General features: G+C 68.0%; 10 protein-coding genes. 7 read left to right on the plus strand and 3 right to left on the minus strand.

Translation table 11 applies throughout. The features are described 5' to 3' along the window. Nucleotides 1–114 precede the first annotated feature (114 nt). Nucleotides 115–4,218, minus strand: coding sequence for an ATP-dependent RNA helicase HrpA (gene hrpA, locus ASE28_RS15565; protein ID WP_057267406.1), 4,104 nt, complete (start codon nucleotides 4,216–4,218; stop codon nucleotides 115–117). A 197-nt stretch (nucleotides 4,219–4,415) separates the two neighbouring features. Between hrpA and ASE28_RS15570 the strand changes: the two genes are divergently transcribed. The 6 genes from ASE28_RS15570 (at nucleotide 4,416) to ASE28_RS15595 (ending at nucleotide 12,598) form a co-directional block, all read left to right on the plus strand. Further along, a complete protein-coding gene (locus ASE28_RS15570) occupies nucleotides 4,416–6,299 on the plus strand; it encodes a serine hydrolase (protein WP_057267407.1) in 1,884 nt (627 codons plus the stop codon). A 316-nt stretch (nucleotides 6,300–6,615) separates the two neighbouring features. Continuing rightward, complete coding sequence (locus ASE28_RS15575; RefSeq protein ID WP_057204289.1) at nucleotides 6,616–6,861, plus strand: hypothetical protein; 246 nt, start codon at nucleotides 6,616–6,618, stop codon at nucleotides 6,859–6,861. Between the two features lie 12 nt (nucleotides 6,862–6,873). Further along, a complete protein-coding gene (locus tag ASE28_RS15580; protein ID WP_057267408.1) occupies nucleotides 6,874–8,949 on the plus strand; it encodes an AAA family ATPase in 2,076 nt (691 codons plus the stop codon). A 90-nt stretch (nucleotides 8,950–9,039) separates the two neighbouring features. Then, the gene (gene argA, locus ASE28_RS15585; RefSeq protein ID WP_057267409.1) at nucleotides 9,040–10,386 is read left to right on the plus strand and encodes an amino-acid N-acetyltransferase; all 1,347 of its coding nucleotides are present in this window, start codon (nucleotides 9,040–9,042) and stop codon (nucleotides 10,384–10,386) included. A 167-nt stretch (nucleotides 10,387–10,553) separates the two neighbouring features. After that, nucleotides 10,554–11,486: a bifunctional enoyl-CoA hydratase/phosphate acetyltransferase gene (locus ASE28_RS15590; RefSeq protein ID WP_057267410.1), complete on the plus strand. Its 933-nt coding sequence runs from the start codon at nucleotides 10,554–10,556 to the stop codon at nucleotides 11,484–11,486. Continuing rightward, complete coding sequence (locus tag ASE28_RS15595; RefSeq protein WP_057267411.1) at nucleotides 11,483–12,598, plus strand: acetate/propionate family kinase; 1,116 nt, start codon at nucleotides 11,483–11,485, stop codon at nucleotides 12,596–12,598. The genes ASE28_RS15590 and ASE28_RS15595 overlap by 4 nt, the downstream gene beginning before the upstream one ends. A 131-nt stretch (nucleotides 12,599–12,729) precedes the next feature. Here ASE28_RS15595 and bla read toward each other — a convergent pair whose 3' ends face one another. Next, nucleotides 12,730–13,623: a class A beta-lactamase gene (gene bla, locus ASE28_RS15600; protein ID WP_057267467.1), complete on the minus strand. Its 894-nt coding sequence runs from the start codon at nucleotides 13,621–13,623 to the stop codon at nucleotides 12,730–12,732. Nucleotides 13,624–13,720: 97 nt separating this feature from the next. On the opposite strand from bla, the gene ASE28_RS15605 reads away from it, so the two are divergent. Continuing rightward, the gene (locus tag ASE28_RS15605; RefSeq protein ID WP_057267412.1) at nucleotides 13,721–14,581 is read left to right on the plus strand and encodes a LysR family transcriptional regulator; all 861 of its coding nucleotides are present in this window, start codon (nucleotides 13,721–13,723) and stop codon (nucleotides 14,579–14,581) included. On the opposite strand, the gene ASE28_RS15610 is transcribed toward ASE28_RS15605, so the two are convergent. Further along, nucleotides 14,578–16,218 carry an HD family phosphohydrolase gene (locus ASE28_RS15610; protein ID WP_057267468.1) on the minus strand — a complete coding sequence of 547 codons (1,641 nt, stop codon included), beginning with the start codon at nucleotides 16,216–16,218 and terminating at the stop codon, nucleotides 14,578–14,580. The genes ASE28_RS15605 and ASE28_RS15610 overlap by 4 nt on opposite strands. Between the last annotated feature and the right edge of the window lie 28 nt (nucleotides 16,219–16,246).

The following is a 16,246-nucleotide window of genomic DNA, read 5'->3' on the forward strand; positions in this document are numbered from 1 at the left end:
CGCCCCGGCAGAAAAGACAGATTCAGCGAGCCCGCGCGTCGGCAATGGGCTCTCGGTCTGAGTGGTGGCAGCGAGACCCGGCGATGAAAACCTGCGCGCGCCTGCAAGGACAGGTCAACTGTTCACCTGCGCCCACAGCTTCTCCAGGCGCTTGACGCTCACCGGCTGCGGCGTGCGCAGCTCCTGCGCGAAGAAGCTCACGCGCAGCTCCTCCAGCAGCCAGCGCAGCTCCTGCATGCGGCTGTCCACCTGGCCCTTGCGTTCGGCCACCAGGCGCCAGTAGCGCTGCTCCTGAGGGCGTACCTCGGCCAGCTTAGCGGCGTCGCGCGCGGGGTCGGCGCGGTATTTGTCCAGGCGCAGGGTGATGGCCTTGAGGTAGCGCGCGTAGTGGGCCAGTTGCGTCCAGGGCGCGATGGCGATGAAGTTCTTGGGCATCAGCCGGGCCAGTTGCTGCTGGGCGTCCTGCGTGGCCTCGGGGGCGTTCTTGGTGTCCTTGATCTTGCGCGCCGCGGAGGCAAACTCGATGAGGATGGTGCCTGCCAGGCGCGCCACCTCGTTGGCGATCAGGGTCAGGCGGCCCCTGCCCTCTTCCAGCCGGCGCTTGAAGGCGTACCCGTCGGTGGGCAGCGGGTCGAGCAGAAAGGCACGGTCCAGCGCCACGTCGATGACCTGGCTGCGCAGTTCCTCCTGCGTGCCGCCGCCCGTTCCGTCGGCGTTGCGGCCCACCTGCATGTAGGCCACGGCCATCTTCTGCAGGTCGGGGATGTTCTTTTCCAGGTACTTGAGCGCGTCCTTGATCTGCAGCGCGAACAGGCGGCGCAGGCCGGCGCGGTGCTTGGTAGCAGCCACCTCGGGCTCGTCGAAGACCTCGATGCTCACGGCGTCGCCGCCATCGATCAGGGCCGGAAAACCGATCAGCGTCTGCCCGGCCTTTCGGATCTCCATCAGCTCGGGCAGCTCGCCAAAGGTCCACGCCGTATAGCGCTGGCCTGCAGGTGCAGCGGGCTTGGCTGCCGGCTGTGCCGGCACCGGGGGCTGCCCCTTGCCCGATGCCAGGGTCGCAGCTGACCCGCTTTTGGCGGCGGGTGCCGGCACTTCTGGCTGCGGCGGCACGCCTGCGGCCAGCTTGAGCCCGGCCAGCGCCTGGAAGGCGCCGCGCGCCTTGGCGCCCCATTCGGCCTTCAAGGCGCCCAGGTTGCGGCCATGGCCCAACTGGCGACCATGCTCGTCCACCACGCGGAAGTTCATGAACAGGTGCGGGCTGAGCATGTCGAGCTTGAAGTCGGCGCGCTTCACATCGAGCGAGGTCTCGTCGCGCACCTGCTTGAGCAGCACGTCGGTCAGGCTGCCCGTGCCGAAGCGCTCGGGCGTGCCCAGTAGTGCAGCCAGGCGGGTCGCGTTCTCGGGCAGCGGCACAAAGCGGCTGCGTGGGCGCTGGTGCAGGCTCTTGAGCAGGGCCTGGATCTTGTCCTTGAGCATGCCGGGCACCAGCCATTCGCAGCGCTCGTCGTTCACCTGGTTGAGCACGAACAGCGGAATGGTCACGGTGATGCCGTCGCGCGCGTCGCCGGGCTCGTGCAGGTAGGTGGCGGCGCAATCCACCCCACCCAGGCGCACCGTCTTGGGAAACGCGTTGCTGGTGATGCCCGCCGCCTCGTGGCGCATGAGCTCTTCGCGCGTGAGCTTGAGCAGCTCGGGCTGCTGGCGCGAGGCCTCGCGGTACCAGGCCTCGAAGCCATGGCCGCTGCACACGTCGGGCGGCAGCTGCTGGTCATAGAAGGCGTAGATCAGCTCATCGTCCACCAGCACGTCCTGGCGGCGCGACTTGTGTTCGAGCTCTTCGACCTTGGCGATGAGCTTCTGGTTGGCGGCCAGGAAGGGCAGCTTGCTCTCCCAGTTGCCGCCCACCAGCGCCTCGCGGATGAAGATCTCGCGCGCCGCATGCGGGTCGATCTTGCCGAAATTGATGCGCCGGCCGTTGTAGACCACCAGGCCGTAGAGCGTGGCGCGTTCCAGCGCCGTGACTTCGGCCGACTTCTTCTCCCAGTGCGGGTCCAGCAACTGCTTCTTGAGCAGGTGCCCGCCCACCTCTTCGAGCCACTGCGGCTCGATGGCGGCGATGCCCCGCCCGAACAGGCGCGTGGTTTCCACCAGTTCGGCTGCCACGATCCAGCGGCCGGGCTTCTTGGCTAGGTGGGCGCCCGGGTGCTTGTAGAACTTGATGCCGCGTGCGCCCAGGTACCAGTCTTCCTCTTCGCTGCGCGCGCCGATGTTGCCCAAGAGGCCGGCCAGCATCGACAGGTGCAGCTGCTCGTAGCTTGCCGGTTGGCTGTTGATGGCCCACTTGTGCTCGGCCACCACGGTGAGCAGCTGGGTGTGGATGTCGCGCCACTCGCGCAGGCGGCGGATGCTGATGAAGTTCTGGCGCAGCAACTGCTCGTACTGGCGATTGCTCAGCTTGTGCGTGGGCGCATGCGCCTCGGCACTTGCCACGGCGGGCGCTGGCGCTGCAGCGGCCACCATGCGCTGCGCTACAGGCAAAAACGCCTGCGAGGGCGCACGCTGGTTGGCCATGGCCTTCTGCGCACGGGCCGACGGCAGCGTGGGCGCCCCGCCACGGGCCTCGTTGATCCACTTCCACAGCTTGAGGTAGCCGCTGAACTCGCTCTTCTCGTCGTCGAACTTGGCATGCGCCTGGTCGGCCTGCTGCTGCGCCTCCAGGGGACGGTCGCGCACATCCTGAACGCTCAGGGCGCTGGCAATCACCAGCACCTCGTCCAGCGCCTTGCGGTCGCGTGCCTCCAGGATCATGCGGCCCACGCGCGGGTCGAGCGGCAGGCGCGACAGCTCCACGCCCATGGGCGTGAGCTCGTTGGCCTCGTCCACCGCGCCCAGTTCGCCCAGCAACTGGTAGCCATCGGCAATGGCGCGGCCCGAAGGCGCTTCGATGAAGGGGAACTGAACCACGTCACCGAGATGCAGCGACTTCATGCGCAGGATCACGCCGGCGAGCGAGCTGCGCAGGATTTCCGGGTCGGTGAAGCGCGGGCGGGCGTTGAAGTCGGCCTCGTCGTACAGGCGGATGCAGATGCCGTTGGCCACCCGGCCGCAGCGGCCCGCGCGCTGGTTGGCGGCGGCCTGGCTGATGGGTTCGACCAGCAGTTGCTCCACCTTGCTGCGAAAGCTGTAGCGCTTGACGCGGGCCGTGCCCGCATCGATCACATAGCGGATGCCCGGCACCGTGAGCGAGGTCTCGGCCACATTGGTGGCCAGCACCAGGCGGCGGCCGGTGTGGCCGTCGAAGATGCGGTCCTGCTCGGCCTGCGACAAGCGCGCGAACAGCGGCAGCACCTCGGCGTTGCGCATCACCGGCTGGTGCGCCAGGTGCTTGCGCAGGTGGTCGGCGGCCTCGCGGATCTCGCGCTCGCCCGGCAGAAAGATCAGGATGTCGCCTGCGGCATTGCCCTGCCAGAGTTCGTCCACGCCATCGGCGATGGCTTCATTGAGGCCGTAGTCGCGCGTGTCCTCGAACGGCCGCCAGCGCTGCTCCACGGGAAAGGTGCGGCCGGATACATAAATGATGGGCGCTGGCCCTTTGGCCGACTCGAAGTGCTTGGCAAACCGGTCCGCATCGATGGTGGCCGAAGTCACCACCACCTTGAGGTCCGGCCGGCGCGGCAGGATCTGGCGGATGTAGCCCAGAAGGAAGTCGATGTTCAGGCTGCGCTCGTGCGCCTCGTCGATGATGATGGTGTCGTAGGCCTTGAGCAGCGGGTCGGTCTGCGTCTCGGCCAGCAAAATGCCGTCCGTCATGAGCTTGACCGAGGCATCGCGCGAGAGCCGGTCCTGAAAGCGCACCTTGAAGCCCACCACGTCGCCCAGCGGCGTCTTGAGCTCTTCGGCGATGCGCTTGGCCACGCTGCTGGCCGCAATGCGGCGCGGCTGGGTGTGGCCGATCATCTGGCCCTTCTGCCCTGCCGGTGCATTGCACTTGCCCCGGCCCAGGGCCAGCGCGATTTTGGGCAGCTGCGTGGTCTTGCCCGAGCCGGTTTCGCCGCAGACGATGACGACCTGGTGCTGGCGGATGGCCGCCATGATCTCCTCGCGCTTGCCCGAGACGGGCAGGGATTCGGGGAACTCGATGTGCAGCTTGGCGGGGGGCCTGGCAGGCGCGACGGGCTGGACGGGCTGGGAAAGGGGAAGCGTGGAGTCGGTCATGAAGCACGCATTATCCGAGGCAGGCGTTGGCCTTGTGCAACACCGGCCATGCGCGAGCGGCCAGGGGGCACGCTGCCGCCCCATCGGGTAAGCTTTTCGGTGCGAAACGACTGCTGGACCGGGTGATTTTCAGGATGTAATCACCCCATCACCAACCGGCAATGTCGTCACGCCGCGCGCACCCCAGAATATCCCGAATGCCTCCGCAGACATCTGCTTCCAAGCCTCCCCTGGACGAACGCCTCCCCACCCCATCGCGCCGCGACTGGCTGGCATGGACCGGCACGGCGGCCCTTGCCCCCTGGCTGCCCGGCTGCGGTGGCAGCGGCGCCCCCGCGCCCAACCTGGATGCCACCATGGCCTGGGGCCGCCGCCAGATCCGCCAGGCCATGCAGGCCAGTGACACACGGGCCGCCTCGATTGCGGTGATGTACGGTGACCGCATCGTCTGGCAGGAGGCCTTCGGGGTGCTGCGCGATACCTCTGCCAACCCAGCCACCCCGGCCGCCCCCGCCACGCCGGAAACGCGGTTCAACGTCGGCTCGGTCAGCAAGGTGGTCGCGGCGCTGGCCGTCATGATCCTCGCGGACCGCCAGCTGGTGCAACTCGATGCCCCGGTAGTGCGCTACCTGCCGCAGTTCAGCATGCTGTCGTCCGGCTACCGCGACATCACCGTGCGGCATTTGCTCAGCCACGCCTCGGGCCTGCCCGGCACCTACCTGCACAACATGTTCGCGTTTGCCCCGATTCCAGGGTATGCAGCCGGGGTGGAGGCCGCGCTGGCCGACATGCACCTCAAACACGCCCCTGGGGCCATGGCGGTCTACTGCAACGATGGCTTCACGCTGATCGAGCGCATCGTGCAGGCTGTCACGGGCCAGAGCTACCCCGCGTTCGTGCAGTCGGCCATCCTCACGCCGCTCAGCATGGGCCGCTCGGGCTTCACGCTGCGGCCCCTGCCCGAGGGCAGCTTCGCGCCGGGCTACATCGGCCAGGCCCGGCAAGGGCAGGAGTTCGTGATGGGCTACGCTACGAGCGGGCTGTGCACCACGCCCGGCGACATGATGCGGCTTGCCGCCCTGCTGATACAGGGCGGCGAGCAGGATGGCCAGCGCGTGGTCTCGAAAGCCGGCGTGCTGGAGATGGGCCGCGACCAGAACCAGGGCATGCGCATCGACCTCGCCCCCGACTGGCACTGGGGCCTGGGCTGGGACAGCACGCAGCAGCCGGGCCTGGACGCCGCCGGCGTGCGGGCCTGGCAAAAGAGCGGCAGCACGGTGTTCTGCGCAAGCGACTTCTACGTGCTGCCCCAGGCCGGCATGGCCTTGCTGCTCACGGGCAACGCCCCGGGCTTTCGCCCCGGCCCCATCGCCGAAGGCATCATGCTGCGGGCCTTGCAGGAGACCGGCCAACTGCAGGCCCTGCCTGCCAAGGTCAGCACCACCGTGCCTTCGGTGGCCACGTCATCCACCACCGACGTCGATGCCGTGCTTGGCATCTATGGGCGTGCGTCCAAGCCGTTGAAGGTGGTTTCGCCCGACAGCCAGCAGATCGATATCTCGGTGTGGTCCGCAGCGCTCAAGGATTGGGAGCCGCTGTGCGACGGCCTGCGTCTGCGCAGCGATGGCTGGTGGTGGGCGGATGCCAAGCCCGGCACGCACTACCGCTGGGAGCAGGCCGATGGCCGCCGCTACCTGCTGTCGCGCGAGCCGGCCCGCGCCGGGCACTACTGGGTTACCACGCCCATGGCACAGCAGATGCCGCGCGCGACCGCCCCGCTGCCCGCCGCCTGGGCCGACCGCCTGGACACCACCTGGATCCAGGCCAACGAAGCGCCGGAATCGATCCTGCTGGCAGCCGGCAGCATGGCCACCGCCACCCTGAGGGAGTTGCCCGAGCTGCGCGGCTACCTGTTCTGGGATGACCGCCAGTTCCTGCTCCCCCTGTCGGCAGACCGCGCGGGCATGGCGGTGCAGGTACCGCTGCACGAAGGCCGCGACCTGGTCGAACTGGTCGTACGGACGCAGGACCAGCAGGAGTGGCTGCACGCCGCGGGCTGGGTCTATCGCCAGGGCGATTGATCGGCGCACGCCATCACTGTTCCTTTCACGCGACAGTCAGCGTTTTTCGCAACGCCCCCGGCTTGCCACACGCTGCGCGGCTCGCCACAATGGCGCCTTCTTTCCGCAACGCTTGGCCATGTCGGCCACCGCTGAAAGCCCTGGAGGTCACCGCCATGTTTGTTCCCTTGTTCGCTCCTGCCTGACCACAGTCCACCGCCCCGGCTGGACTGTGCATTCACGAGTCCAGCCACGGCAAACAAGCGCACCTTGCACCCAGTGCAGCGCTCCACAAGCCCTGGCTACCTTGCCGGGGTTTTTTGTTTGTGGAGTGCACATGAGTGCCCAAAAATTGTCCCGCGCCTACGCCCAGGGTGAAATCAAGAAGCTGCGCCGCATGAAGCAGCCCCTGGTGCTGAAGCTCGAACCCTCGGGCCCGCCCCGAAACCCTGTGGCCACCGCGCTGGCCCGGCGCAGCCTGTCCAGCGCGGCAGGCAAGCACATACGCAGCCGCGGGGCCCAGCGCCGCGCGGACAACGTCGCCCTGCGCAAGGCGACCCAAGGCAAGCTACAGAACGATTGATTGATTGACGATATGAATCCATTCACCAACGACGTGCCGCCGCACCTGCGGCACCCCCTGCACCCCACCGCGGCACTGGCCGCGGGCGGGTTGCCCACCACCGCAGCGCAGGCAGCGCCGGCCCCCGTGCATGCGCATGGGGGCCCTGCCCCTGCGGGCGCCGTGACGGCGGCCGAGCTGGCCGTGCGCCAGCAGGCGCTGGCCCAGGCGGCCGCGCAGCTCAAGGCCGAGCTCTTCGGCATCGACGACGTGATCGACCGAGTGATCGATGCCGTGCGCGCCTGGTACGTGCTGCCCCAGCTCATCAGCCGCCCGGTCATCGTCTGCCTGTGGGGCCTCACGGGCACCGGCAAGACGCAGCTCACGCGACGCCTGGCGCAGCTGCTGGGCTTTTACGACCGCTTCGTGGAAGTGCAGATGGACGGCTTCAGCCATGGCGCCAGCTACCGCAGCTCCACCATCTCGGGCATGCTGGGCGACTCGGGCATCCACGAAGGCGCACCGGGCGTGCTGGTGCTCGACGAATTCCAGCGCTTTCGCACCATGGACCGCAAGGGCGAGGACGTGAAGGTCGAGCGCTACCAGGACGTGTGGACGCTGCTCTCCGACGGGCGCCTGCCGCCCGCGCTGAGCGCGCTGTCCAACATCGAGCGCAAGCTGGCCGACGCCCACTACGAGGCCGAGCGCGCCGAAACCGACGATGACGCGCGCGCGGGCAAGGCCCCCTACCGCTTCCAGCTCGACGCATGGGATGGGCAGGAGCTCAAGCGCATGCTCAAGCTGCAGGAGCCGCTGGCCGAGATCATGCAGTGGCCGCCCGCCAAGGTGCAGGCGCTGTTCACGCGCTTTCAGCAGTCGCACCACGCATGGGAGACCGACTACAGCAAGCTGCTGGTCTTCGTCTGCGGCAACCTCGACGAGATGTACCACGAGACCGCCCAGCGCGTGGAGGACTGCGATACCGACGCCGACATCTTCCACCGCCTCACGCGCAAGCTGTCGCTGATCGACGTGAAGAAGGCGCTGGGCGAACGCTTCAAGCCCGAGCAGATCGCGCGCCTGGGCAACGAGCATGTGATCTACCCCTCGTTCAGCAAGGCGACCTACGAGCAGCTCATCCGCAACCTGTGCACGCGCTATGTGGACGACATCGCTGCGCAGTGCGGCGTGCGCTTTGCCATCGGGCAGGACGTGCTCGATGAGCTGTATGCCAATGCCGTCTTTCCAGCGCAGGGCACGCGGCCGCTGTTCTCGTCGGTGCACGCCATCCTGAGCGCCAACCTGGTCAACGCAGCGCTGTGGGTCATGCAGGAGCAATTGCCGCTGGCGCAGGAGTTCCCCATCAGCCTCGCGCCTGGCAAGCGCCAGCTGCTGGTGCAGGGCCAGGGTCCGCAAGGGCCGGCAGAAACCACCTTCCCGGTGGTGCTGGAATTGAACCGCCTCAAGCAGCGCGCCAACGCCGACTTTCGCGCTTTGCTGGCGGTGCATGAGGCCGGCCACGGCCTGGCCTACTGCGTGCTGTTCGGCCATGCCCCGCAGGAGGTGAAGATCAACATCGCGTCGTTCGAGGGCGGGTACAACAGCTTCTCCAGCCTGAAAGCCACCACCCGGCAGAACGCGCTGGACATGATGTGCGTGGGCCTGGCCGGCCGCGTGGCCGAGGAGCTGGTGTTCGGCGAAATGGCCTGCACCACCGGCGCCGAGCAGGACTACAAGCAGGTGACGGCCGAGGCGGCACGCTACATCCGCCACCACGGCTTCGGCGCGCGCCTGGCGCGCACCGACGTGACGGTGGAGATGGACAACCACGTCAACACCGACGTGGCCCCAAGCAACGAGGCCATCGAGGCGCTGATGCAGCAGCAGTACCGGCGCGCCCAGGAACTGCTGCAGACCCACCGCGAGGCCCTGGGCCGCACGGTGGACGCGCTGCTGCACCAGGGCACCATCGCCCCGGTGGAGATGGTCGCTTTGCTCAAGGACTGCGGCATTGCGCTGGCAGCCCCGGTGCAGGGCGGCCTGCCGGACGAAGGGCTGGTGCTGGAGCCGTTTGCGGCCAAACTGGGCGCGTTCCGCCAGGCTGTGTGAACCGGCCCGCAGCGCGGGGCGGGGTACGCCCTTATGATGCCGGCCTGCCAACGCATTCTTATTGTTCGGTCGCCCCACCCCTCGCTGCCCATGTCCGCCGTTTTCAATTTTACCTTCGTCCCCTGGTTCCGCTCGGTAGCACCCTACATCCACAAGTTTCGCAACCAGACCTTCGTGATCGGGCTGACGGGTGAAGGCATCGCGGCCGGCAAGCTGCACAGCATTGCGCAGGATCTGGCGCTGATCCAGGCCATGGGTGTGAAGATCGTGCTGGTGCACGGCTTTCGCCCGCAGGTCAACGAGCAGTTGGCGGCCAAGGGGCATGAGGCCAAATACTCGCACGGCATCCGCATCACCGACTCGGTGGCGCTCGACTGCGCGCAGGAGGCCGCCGGCCAACTGCGCTACGAGATCGAGGCTGCCTTCAGCCAGGGCCTGCCCAACACGCCCATGGCCGGCGCCACGGTGCGCGTGATCTCGGGCAACTTCCTCACGGCACGGCCCGTGGGCATCATGGACGGGGTGGACTTTCAGCACTCGGGCCTGGTGCGCAAGGTGGATGTGGCCGGCATACAGCGCACGCTGGACATGGGCGCGCTGGTGCTGCTATCGCCGTTCGGCTTCTCGCCCACCGGCGAGGCCTTCAACCTGAGCATGGAAGAAGTCGCCACCAGCGTGGCCATCGAGCTGCGCGCCGACAAGCTGATCTTTTTGACCGAGGTGCCCGGCATCCGCATGCTGCCCGGCGAGCCCGAGGGCGATGACAACCCCATCGACACCGAGCTGCCGCTGGCCGCAGCCCAGGCCCTGCTGGCCACGCTGCCCACCGCGCAGCAGCCCACCGACACCGGCTTTTACCTGCAGCACTGCGTGAAGGCCTGCAAGGCCGGCGTGGAGCGCAGCCACATTCTGCCGTTTGCGGTGGATGGCTCGCTGCTGCTGGAGGTGTACGTGCACGACGGCATCGGCACCATGGTGATCGATGAAAAGCTCGAAGAGCTGCGCGAGGCCACCATCGACGACGTGGGCGGCATCTTGCAGCTGATCGAGCCGTTCGAGAAGGACGGCACCCTGGTCAAGCGCGACCGCACCGAGATCGAGCGCGACATCTCCGCCTACACCATCATCGACCACGACGGCGTGATTTTCGGCTGCGCGGCGCTGTACCCCTACCCCGAGGCGAAGACGGCCGAGATGGCCGCCGTCACCGTATCGCCGCAAAGCCAGGGCACGGGCGACGGCGAAAAGCTGCTCAAGCGCATCGAGCAGCGCGCCCGCGCTGCGGGCCTGGACAGCATTTTCGTGCTGACCACGCGCACCATGCACTGGTTCATCAAGCGCGGCTTTCAGCCCGCCGACCCCGACTGGCTGCCCGAGGCGCGCAAGCGCAAGTACAACTGGGACCGGCGCAGCCAGGTGCTGGTCAAGAAGCTCTGACGAATTTGCCTTCAACCGGCTAACGTCGTTGGGGAGCCTTGCCGTGCTACAGCACTGTCTGCGGCTCCCCGCCTAGTTATCCGATTGAATGCAAATTCGTATGAGCACCAATATATGACCCGGTCCGGCGTCCTGTTTGTTTTCCAACCAACCCTGGTGATCCCCCGATGAACAGCTTTGATGCCGACACCCTGCTGACCCGTTGCCGCACGCTGGCGCCGGCGCGCACTGCCATCGTCCACGCGGTCAGCGCCAATGTGCTGCAGGCAGCGCGCGAGGCCCACGAGGCCGGGCTGATCACCCCCGTGCTGGTGGGGCCCGCCGCGCGCACCCGCGAGGCGGCCAAAGCGGCGGGCGTGGACATCTCTGCCTGGCAGGTGATCGATGCCGAGCACAGCCACGATGCGGCCGCCAAAGCGGTGGCACTGGCCGCCGCCCGCGAGGTCGATGCGCTGATGAAAGGCTCGCTGCACTCCGACGAACTGATGGGCGCGGTGGTGAAGAGCGACGCCGGCCTGCGCACCGAGCGGCGCATCTCGCACGCCTTCCTGATCGACCAGGAGAGCTATTCCAAGGCATTCATCATCACCGACGCGGCGGTGAACATTGCGCCCGACCTGGCCACCAAGGTCGACATCGTGCAGAACGCCGTCGATCTCTGGCATGCGCTGTTCGGCGCCGACATCCTGCCCAAGGTGGCGGTGCTGGCGGCAGTGGAGACCGTCAACCCGAAGATGATCGCCACGCTCGATGCCGCCGCCCTGTGCAAGATGGCCGACCGGGGCCAGATCACGGGCTGCCTGATCGACGGGCCGCTGGCCTTCGACAATGCGATCAGCGTGGAGGCGGCCCGCACCAAGGGCATCGTCTCGGAGGTCGCGGGCAACGCCGACATCCTGCTGGTGCCCAACATCGAGGCGGGCAACATGCTGGCCAAGCAGCTCATCTTTCTGAGTGGTGCCGAGGCCGCCGGCATCGTGCTGGGCGCGCGCGTGCCTATCATCCTGACCAGCCGGGCCGACAGCCAGCGGGCACGCCTGCTGTCGTGCGCCGTGGCGCTGCTGCTGGCCCATGCCCGCAGCAAGGGGCTGATCAAATGAAGAAGGCCACCCCGGTGCTGCTGGTGCTGAACGTCGGCTCGTCCAGCATCAAGTTCCAGGTGTTCGAGCGCGAGTCGCTCGCCGTGCTGATGGCGGGCAAGGTGACCGGCATCGGCACCAGCGCGCAGTTGTCTGCAAAACTGGCCGGGGCCGAGGCCCCGCTGCGCACGCCCCTGCCTGCGGCCGACCACGACACTGCCATGGCGGCCGTGATCGCGCTGATCGACCAGCACGACGACGGCTGGCACCTGGCAGCCGTGGTGCACCGGGTAGTGCATGGCGGTGCGGACTTTCGCGCGCCGGTGGCCGTCACGCCCGACATCGTGGCCCGTCTCCAGGCCCTGGCCCCGCTGGCGCCCCTGCACCAGCCGCACAACCTGGCCGGCATTGCCGCATCAGAGCGCCTTGCCAGCCATGCGCTGGACATCGCCTGCTTCGACACCGCCTTCCATGCGCGCATGGACCCGCTGTTCCAGACCTTTGCGCTGCCCGAGAGCGTGCGCGCCCAGGGCGTGCGCCGATACGGCTTCCATGGCCTGTCGTACGAATGGCTGGCGCACGAGATCGCCCGCACGCGCCCCGACCTGCGGCAGGCCCGAGTGGTGGCCGCGCACCTGGGCAACGGCGCCAGCCTGTGCGCCATGCAGGCGGGCCGCAGCGTGGACACCACCATGGGCATGACCGCCCTGGACGGCCTGCCGATGGGCACGCGCAGCGGCGCCATCGATGCGGGCGCCGTGATCTACCTGCAGCGCGAACTGGGCATGGATGCCGCGCAGGTCGAGCAGCTGCTGTACCAGGAGTCGGGCCTCAAGGGCCTGTCCGGTGTCAGCAGCGATATGCAGACCCTGCTGGCCAGCGCCGACCCGCAGGCGGCCTTTGCGGTCGACTACTTCGCGCTGAAGGTGGCGCAGTACACGGCGATGCTGGCCGTGTCCATGGGCGGGCTCGATGTCCTGGTGTTCACCGGTGGCATCGGCGAGAACGCCGAGCCGGTGCGCGCCGCGGTGCTGGCGCGCCTGCCGATGCTGGGCGGTTTCGAGACCCTGGTCATCGAGGCCAACGAGGAAAAGATGATGGCCCTGCACGCAAAACATTTGCTGCCCCCCTGAGGCGCTGCGCGCCATCCCCCCAGGGGGACGCCCCCAGCGCGGCGGGGCGGCCCTTGCACGGGGGCACTGGCATTGGGCGTGCCAGTTTCAAAGCGCCGCGAAGTGCAGCCAGAGGTAGCGGATAGGCACACTTACGCAGCCAGGGCCCACTGCGCCACCAGCGCGCCAATCTCGGCCATGGCGGCATCGCGCTGCTCGGGCGGCGCCTCGCCGCCGGTCAGGTAGCAGCTCACCACGATGGGCTTGCGCGCTGGCGGCCAGAACACGCCGGCATCGTTGCTGGTGCTGCGCGATGCCGTGCCGGTCTTCTCCCCGGCCTTCCAGCCCTCGGGCAGGCGGGCGCGCAGGCGCTTGTCACCCGTTTTGTTGGCCAGCAGCCAACCCTGCAGCTTCTCGCGCGAGGCCGGTGACAGGGCCTGGCCCAAGGCCAGCGCCTGGATGCAATGCACCATGGCCACGGGCGTGGTGGTGTCGCGCGGGTCGCCGGGCTTGGCCTCGTTGAGTTCGGGTTCGATGCGGTCCAGTCGGGTGATGCTGTCGCCCAGCGAGCGCACATAGGCCGTGAGCGCGGGTGGGCCGCCGTTGCTGGCCAACAGCAGGTTGGCGGCGGTGTTGTCGCTCAGGGTCATGGTGCCGGCGCACAGCTCTTCCACGGTTAGGCCGGCACCATCGGCGTGCGGCTCGGTCACGGGCGAGTAGGTCACCAGGTCTTTTTTGGCGTAGGTCACGCGGCGGTCCAGCTTGTCGTGGCCCTGGTCCACGCGGCGCAGGGTCTGCGCGGCCAGCAGCAGCTTGAAGGTGCTGGCCATGGGAAAGCGCTCTCCCCCCCGGTGCGCGATCTGCCGGCCGGTGTGGGTATCGAGCGCGGCCACGCCCACGCGGCCGCCCACGCTGGCCTCGATGCGTTTCAGGTCTGCCAGCCAGGCAGCGTCGGCCGCAGCCCCACTGTTTTTCTGCGGGATGGACTGGGCCAAGGTGGCCAGGGGGATCAAGCCGAAAGCGGCTACGAAATCTCGTCGAATCATCATTTACCTCTGTTGTTGAACGGAATAGCCGCAACGATACCGATTCGACGCACAGCGCACCATCGACAATAATCGACCCGAGACCCAAGAAAAACTTATGCACCTGCCGCTCAACGCCCTGCGCGCCTTCGAGGTGTCCGCACGCCACCTGAACCTGACCCGCGCCGCCGACGAGCTCAATGTGAGCCAGACGGCCGTGAGCCAGCACATCCGCAACCTGGAGGACCGGCTGGGCAAGCCGCTGTTTCGCCGCCTGCCCCGGGGCCTGGCGCTCACGGACGAGGGGCAGGCGCTGCTGCCGGTGCTCAGCGACGCCTTCGAGCGCATTGCGGCCGCGCTGGAGCACATGAGCGATGCCCGCCCGCGCGAGGTGCTTACCGTGGGCGTGGTCGGCACCTTTGCCGTGGGCTGGCTGCTGCCTCGGCTGCGCGACTTTCAGCAGGCCTGCCCCTTTGTGGACCTGCGCCTGCTCACACACAACAACCGGGTGGACATGGCCGGCGAGGGCCTGGACTACGCGATCCGCTTCGGCGACGGAGCCTGGCACGGCACCGAGGCGCAGTGCATATTGCACGCCCCCATGACGGCCATGTGCGCCCCGGCCCTCGCCCACCACCTGCGCCACCCGGCGGATTTGGCGCGCCAGCCGCTGCTGCGCACCTACCGCGTAGACGAATGGGTGGCCTGGTTCGAGGCGGCCGGTGCCCCCTGCCCCGTGGTGCGCGGCGCCGTGTTCGACTCGTCCCTGACCCTGGCCGAGGCCGCCGTGCAGGGCGCGGGCGTGGCCCTGCTGCCGGTGAGCATGTTCACGCGCGAGCTGCAGCAGGGCCGGCTGGTGCGCCCGTTTGCGCTGGAGCTGCAGCGCGGCGCCTACTGGCTCACGCGCCTGAAATCACGTGTGCCGAGCCCGGCGATGGAGGCCTTCCACCACTGGCTGATGGCGCAAGTGGCCTCTTAGCTGACCAGCGCCCTGGCGATCACCTCAGGGGGGATCTCGTCCACCTGTGCAGGCTCCAGAAACTCCTTGCCATAGCGCGCGTAGACGCCCTCGCGCACGAACACCTGGAACAGGTCGGGGTCGATATGGCCGTTGTCGCGCATCTTGCACATGATGGCCAGCGCCTGCGACAGCGTCATGCCGCTCTTGTAGGGCCGGTCGGCGGCAGTCAGCGCCTCGAAGATGTCGGCAATACCCATCATGCGGGCCTGCACCGACATCTGGTCGCGAGTGAGGCCGCGCGGGTAGCCCTTGCCGTCCATGCGCTCATGGTGGCCGCCCGCGTACTCGGGCACGTTCTTCAAATGGCGCGGCCAGGGCAGCGTCTCCAGCATCTTGATGGTGGCAACGATGTGGTAGTTGACGGTGTCGCGTTCGGCCTGGGTGAGCGTGCCCGAGCGGATGGTCAGGTTCTCCAGCTCCTCGGCCGTGAGAAAGCTGGTCTGCACGCCCTGCGGGTTGCGCCACTGGCGCGCGGCCGAGATGTCGCGCACGCGCTGCTGGTCCTCGGCACGCATGGCCTCGGCGCCCTGGTTGCAGCGGCGCATGAACTCGCGCTCCTCTTCCAGCGCCTGGATGCCGTGCTGCAGGCCTTGCAGCTCCTGCGCCTCGGCGGCAGCGTCCACCACCGGGCGCAAGGCCAGCTGGCGGCGCAGGGCGGCCAGTTCGGCATCGCGCTTGAGCACCTCGAAGCGCGTGTCCACCAGGCCGATGCGGTCGTACAGGGTCTGCAGCTTGGTGGCCTTGTCCACCACGTGCACGGGCGTGGTGATCTTGCCGCAGTCGTGCAGCAGGCCGGCCATCTTGAGCTCGTAGCGGTCACGCTCGCTCATGGTGAAGGATGCCAGCGGCCCCTGCTGCGTGGTGTTCACCGCCTCGGCCAGCATCATGGTCAGGGCCGGCACGCGCTGGCAGTGGCCGCCGGTGTAGGGCGATTTTTCGTCGATGGCCAGGTTGATCAGGTTCACGAACGACTCGAACAGCCGCTCCAGCTGCGTGATCAGCAGCCGGTTGGTCAGCGCAATCGCCGCCTGCGAAGCCAACGACTCGGCCAGGCTCTGGTCGGCCGCCGAGAACTCGGTGACCTCGCCGGTCACGGGGTCGCGCGCATTGATGAGCTGCAGCACGCCGATGAGCTCGCGGTCATGGTTGCGCATGGGCACTGTGAGGAAGGACTGCGAGCGGTAGCCGGTGCGCTGGTCGAACAGCCGCGTGCCCGAAAAGTCGAAGCCCTCTTCGCTGTAGGCGTCGGCCACGTTCACCGTGCGGTCGTGGATGGCCGCATAGGCCGCCACCAGCGAATCGTTGGGCGAGCCATCGGCATTGCGCAGCGGCAACTGCGGAAAATCGATGGGCCGGCCCGTGGTGCCGCCCAGGCGGATGTCCAGCGAATCGGTGCGCACGATCTCGAAGCGCAGCGCCGTCTGGTCCTCGGTCACGCTGTAGAGCGTGCCGCCATCGGCCCCGGTGATGGCCTTGGCGGCCTCCAGAATGTTCTCCAGCAGCCGGTCGATGTCGCGCTCGCGCGAGAGCGCGGCACCGATGCCGTTGAGCTGCTCGAGCCGGCGAAAAAGATGGACGGTGGATTCCTTGCTCATGGCGACCTTGGCTGCGGCGTTGGCGACC

This window comes from Acidovorax sp. Root219, assembly GCF_001428665.1.
Classification (GTDB): domain Bacteria; phylum Pseudomonadota; class Gammaproteobacteria; order Burkholderiales; family Burkholderiaceae_C; genus Acidovorax.

Excerpts from the sequence above, each read along its gene's own strand:
- hrpA (WP_057267406.1), bottom strand. The coding sequence starts at position 4,218 with ATGACCGACTCCACGCTTCCCCTTTCCCAGCCCGTCCAGCCCGTCGCG.
- argA (WP_057267409.1), top strand. The coding sequence starts at position 9,040 with ATGTCCGCCGTTTTCAATTTTACCTTCGTCCCCTGGTTCCGCTCGGTA.
- ASE28_RS15605 (WP_057267412.1), top strand. The coding sequence starts at position 13,721 with ATGCACCTGCCGCTCAACGCCCTGCGCGCCTTCGAGGTGTCCGCACGC.
- ASE28_RS15590 (WP_057267410.1), top strand. The coding sequence starts at position 10,554 with ATGAACAGCTTTGATGCCGACACCCTGCTGACCCGTTGCCGCACGCTG.
- ASE28_RS15610 (WP_057267468.1), bottom strand. The coding sequence starts at position 16,218 with ATGAGCAAGGAATCCACCGTCCATCTTTTTCGCCGGCTCGAGCAGCTC.
- ASE28_RS15570 (WP_057267407.1), top strand. The coding sequence starts at position 4,416 with ATGCCTCCGCAGACATCTGCTTCCAAGCCTCCCCTGGACGAACGCCTC.
- bla (WP_057267467.1), bottom strand. The coding sequence starts at position 13,623 with ATGATTCGACGAGATTTCGTAGCCGCTTTCGGCTTGATCCCCCTGGCC.
- ASE28_RS15575 (WP_057204289.1), top strand. The coding sequence starts at position 6,616 with ATGAGTGCCCAAAAATTGTCCCGCGCCTACGCCCAGGGTGAAATCAAG.
- ASE28_RS15580 (WP_057267408.1), top strand. The coding sequence starts at position 6,874 with ATGAATCCATTCACCAACGACGTGCCGCCGCACCTGCGGCACCCCCTG.
- ASE28_RS15595 (WP_057267411.1), top strand. The coding sequence starts at position 11,483 with ATGAAGAAGGCCACCCCGGTGCTGCTGGTGCTGAACGTCGGCTCGTCC.